Raw genomic sequence first — 3,858 nt, 5'->3', positions numbered from 1 at the left:
CAGGGTCCCGGCCAGCGCGAATATTTCCGTTCGCTGGTGCGCAACATGGTGTACGCGGCGCTGGAGTGAGCCGCTGCGTCGTTCGGGGTGCCCCCTCCGCCCTGCTCTAGTCGTCATGCTCCGCGAAAGCGGGGCATCCAGCACGCCGTGACATCAGTTAAATTCGAGACGGCGGCGTTTACTGGGTCACCCGCTGGAGCCTGTCATCGGGCGGCGCGGAGCGCCGACCCGGTGGCGGGTGATGACGAGTTGTGAATGTGGAGAGCGCGTGCCCATTAACTGATCGTGGCGCCGCCGTCGATGACGATGGTCTGCCCGGTCATGAAGGTGCCGGCGCTCGAGGCCAGGAACACCGCGGCGCCGGCGATTTCGTCGGGCTCGCCGATCCGCAGCAGCGGCGAGCGCGCGGTCGAGGCTTTCAGCGTCTCCGGATTGTCCCACAACGCCTTGGCAAAGTCGGTCTTGATCAGCCCCGGCGCGATGCAGTTGACGCGGATGTTATGCGGACCGTATTCGCAGGCGAGGTTACGCGCGAGCTGCATGTCGGCGGCCTTCGAAATCGCATAGGCGCCGAGCACGGTCGAGCCCTTCAGCCCGCCGATCGAGGAGATGATGGTGATCGAGCCGTCGCGGCGCGCGATCATCTGCGGCACCACCAGCGCGATCAGCCAGTGATTGGCGACGATGTTGTTGTCCAGGATCTTGCGAAACTGATCATCCGAAATCCCCGCCTGCGGCCCGTAATAGGGATTCGAGGCGGCGTTGCACACCAGCGTGTCGATCTTGCCGAAGACGCGACCCGTTTCCTCCACAAGATGCTTCAGATCGTCCTTGGTCGAGATATTGGCCGCCAGCGGCAGCGCGACCTCCTGGCCGATCTTGTCGTTGATCGCCTGCGCCACCTGATCGCAGGCCTGCTGCTTGCGCGAGGAGATCACCACCTTGGCGCCATGCTCGGCCATCCGCTCGGCGATGGCGCGGCCGATGCCGCGCGACGAGCCGGTGATGACGGCGACTTTTCCCGACATATCGAACAAGTTCATGCGTTCCTCCCCAGGATTTGTCCGGCGGCGGCGCCGGTTGTTTTTGTTTGGTTCAGCTAAGCAGCGTTGGCGCGATCCGGCAACTGGAGTCGCGCGTCGTCAGGCGAGCTTGCTGGCGGTGGCAATTTCCGGTCCGGCCGGCTGATGCATGGCGTCGTGCGAGGCGTCCGCGATCCACGGCTGCTGGTTGACCATCGGCACCCGCCACCCCTGATGGCCGGCGCTCGAGAGATGATCGAGCCGCGTCACCGAGCAATTGTCGACGGTAAAGGCAAGGCCAAGCTCCGGCTGGTTGCCGAGCGCGAGCCCGACCGCCGCCTTGATGGTGCCGCCATGGGCGACCGCGATCACGTCCTTGCCGGCCTGCTCGCGGTTGACGCGTTCGATCACGCCGCGCACGCGGTCATAGAGATCCATGAAACTCTCGCCGCCGGGCGCCGGGTCGTCGATCGGCGCAAACCAGTAGCTGCCGACCGCGATCGGCCGGCTGGCAAAGAACGCCGCCCGGTTCAGCCCCTGCCATTGGCCGAGATTCTGTTCGGCCAGCGCCGGCTCCTGATGCAGCTTTGGCGGTCTGGGAAATCCCGCCGACCAGATCGCTTCGGCGGTCTGATGGGTTCGCTTGAGATTGCTCGCATACCAGACCGCGTCGCGCGGCAGGATCTTGCCGACCGCCTCGAATACCAGGCGATCGCTGGTATCGCAGCCGATGTCCTCCTGGCCATAAATACAGCCGCCGTCCTCGCGAACCGGCGCATGTCGCACCCACCACCACCGCGTCGCCACCACGCCGGTGGGAACCGCATGCTGCGCAACGAACGGTTCGGCCGAATTGGACATCGCGAAAACCCTTCAATACTGTTCGTTGTCGCTGTACGTCAGTGCACCGATGGCCTCAAGTGACTTCATCTTGAAAAGCTTTCGACTGCAAATTCCGCAGGCATCACATCCGGGGCAGGCTTTCGCTCCAACAGGCTATGAACAAATAAAGTGCACAGGGAGAAACCCATGGGTCGCCTCGAAGGCAAATCCGTCATCATTACCGGCGCCGGCAGCGGCATCGGGCGCGCGGCAGCGCTGCTGTTTACCAAGGAAGGCGCAAAACTGATCGCGGTCGACCGCAGCGAAGGCGTCAAGGAGACGGTCGAGCAGGTGCGCAAGGCCGGCGGCACCGCGGACGCGGTGATCGCCGATGCCGGGGCTGAAAAAGACGTCATCGCCTTTATCGAGCTCGCGGTCTCCCGCTTCGGGCGACTGGATGCGATCTGGGCCAATGCCGGAGTCAGCGGCGGCCTGGTGCCGCTCGCCGAACAGACCGTGGAACACTGGCAGGAGATCCTGCGCATCAACCTGATCGGGCCGTTCCTCGCCATCAAATATTCAATGCCGCACATGGTCAGACAGCAATATGGCTCGATCGTGTGCACCGCCTCGGTTGCCGGCCTCAAGGCCGGCGCCAGCGGCCATCCCTATGCGGCAAGCAAGGCCGGCGTCATCAGCCTGGTGCAGACCACGGCCTATTCGCTGTCGGGCACCGGGGTGCGGATCAACGCGGTCTGCCCCGGCCTGATCGAGACCGGGATGACAAAACCGATCTTCGACAATGCCAGAGAACGCGGCACCGATCACAAGATCGGCCAGCTCAACCCGTTGAAGCGCGCCGGCCAGCCGCACGAACTGGCGGCGATGGGACTGTTCCTCGCCAGCGACGAGGCCTCCTACGTCAACGGCCAGGCCTTCCCGGTCGACGGCGGCCTGACGGCGTCGATGCCCTATGCGGGCAAGCCGATCTAGGCCAGCCGTCACCTCACGGCGTCTGCTCACGCAAGGGCGCTGGCGGCCGTGGCGGTGGCGGATCCCCCGGCGACGCGGCCGTGGATCGCGGCGGCGGGGCCACGGCGCGGCGCGGCAAGTAAGGTGCAGCGCCTTGCGGCGACCCGGAGGCGGCTGCCGGTTGCACAGGCCGCACGATCGTGGGCGGCTTACGCGCCAGCGCGGCAATCGGCTGGGCCGGCGGTTGCGTTACCAGCGATACCCAGGGCCGCAGGTTCGGCTCGGACGTCTTGGCAACCTCGCTCGCCATCTGGTCCTGGCCGGCCTTGAGCGCTGCGATGCCGGCCTTCATCTGCTCCATATTCTGCCGAAGATCGGAAAGATCGCGCGCCATGGACTGCAATAGCTGCGCCGAGTCGGGTAACGCGCTTGCCGCGTTGGAAGCGAAATTGTCGGCCGCGCTTTGCGGTGCCGATGGCGCAGCTGCCGCCGTTACCGCGGATGCCTCGACGGCGGGTGCGGCCGATACGGGCGGCACCGATTCCGCGACCGTCGGCCCGACAGCGCCGCCGTGGAAATGCCAGAGCACGGCAGCGCCAGCGAGGCACGCGGTCAAGACCATGCCCATCACGCCGCGCATTATCCGGCGGCCGAACAACGGCCGGGCTCCCCTTTCCCTGATGTTGGTGGAAGCGGCGCGAAAGGCCGTATCAACCAGTGGAACGGTTGCGCCGGCGGTGGCATCGGGTGCTTTCTGCGCGGCCGAAGGAGCGCTCTTACGGTCGGGCCCGGGTTTTGAAATGTCAAAATCTGCGCGCGTCGGAACGATGTCGGGCGCGAACTTTGGAATGACCTGCGGATTGATTTGCGGATTGATTGGTGTCGGGTTCAGCGTTGAACTCATGGGCACTCTGTCGTTCAAGTCCGCAAACGCGGCGGACCGCGTTTTGCATTGACGTCAATGGCGTTCTGCCGGACGCCCAACCTCCACCCGGATTCGACCAAAAGCATGGCGGTACAATGGAGACGATAAGGCACCAGG

Annotated in this window: 4 protein-coding genes; 1 reads left to right on the top strand and 3 read right to left on the bottom strand. The window is 65.1% G+C overall.

Annotated features, from left to right (window positions below):
- Positions 1-275: 275 nt before the first annotated feature.
- Entirely contained in the window at positions 276-1,043 is a 768-nt protein-coding gene (locus ABSG20_RS31700; protein WP_423868394.1) for an SDR family NAD(P)-dependent oxidoreductase, read from the bottom strand.
- Between the two features lie 99 nt (positions 1,044-1,142).
- On the bottom strand, positions 1,143-1,883 hold the full coding sequence (locus ABSG20_RS31695; protein WP_423868393.1) for a histidine phosphatase family protein: 741 nt from the start codon (positions 1,881-1,883) through the stop codon (positions 1,143-1,145).
- Positions 1,884-2,051: 168 nt separating this feature from the next.
- Between ABSG20_RS31695 and ABSG20_RS31690 the strand changes: the two genes are divergently transcribed.
- Complete coding sequence (locus ABSG20_RS31690; RefSeq protein ID WP_423868392.1) at positions 2,052-2,837, top strand: SDR family NAD(P)-dependent oxidoreductase; 786 nt, start codon at positions 2,052-2,054, stop codon at positions 2,835-2,837.
- A 13-nt stretch (positions 2,838-2,850) separates the two neighbouring features.
- Here the strand turns inward: ABSG20_RS31690 and ABSG20_RS31685 are convergent, their stop codons facing one another.
- The gene (locus ABSG20_RS31685) at positions 2,851-3,720 is read right to left on the bottom strand and encodes a hypothetical protein (protein ID WP_423868391.1); all 870 of its coding nucleotides are present in this window, start codon (positions 3,718-3,720) and stop codon (positions 2,851-2,853) included.
- Between the last annotated feature and the right edge of the window lie 138 nt (positions 3,721-3,858).

It is taken from the genome of Bradyrhizobium sp. (genome assembly GCF_049512235.1).
Classification (GTDB): domain Bacteria; phylum Pseudomonadota; class Alphaproteobacteria; order Rhizobiales; family Xanthobacteraceae; genus Bradyrhizobium.
Note: the sequence above shows the minus strand (reverse complement) of the source record. Positions and strands in the feature narration are given on the sequence as shown.

What these genes read in the sequence shown, in the direction of transcription:
- ABSG20_RS31700 (WP_423868394.1), bottom strand. Translation starts at nt 1,043, where the DNA reads ATGAACTTGTTCGATATGTCGGGAAAAGTCGCCGTCATCACCGGCTCG.
- ABSG20_RS31695 (WP_423868393.1), bottom strand. Translation starts at nt 1,883, where the DNA reads ATGTCCAATTCGGCCGAACCGTTCGTTGCGCAGCATGCGGTTCCCACC.
- ABSG20_RS31690 (WP_423868392.1), top strand. Translation starts at nt 2,052, where the DNA reads ATGGGTCGCCTCGAAGGCAAATCCGTCATCATTACCGGCGCCGGCAGC.
- ABSG20_RS31685 (WP_423868391.1), bottom strand. Translation starts at nt 3,720, where the DNA reads ATGAGTTCAACGCTGAACCCGACACCAATCAATCCGCAAATCAATCCG.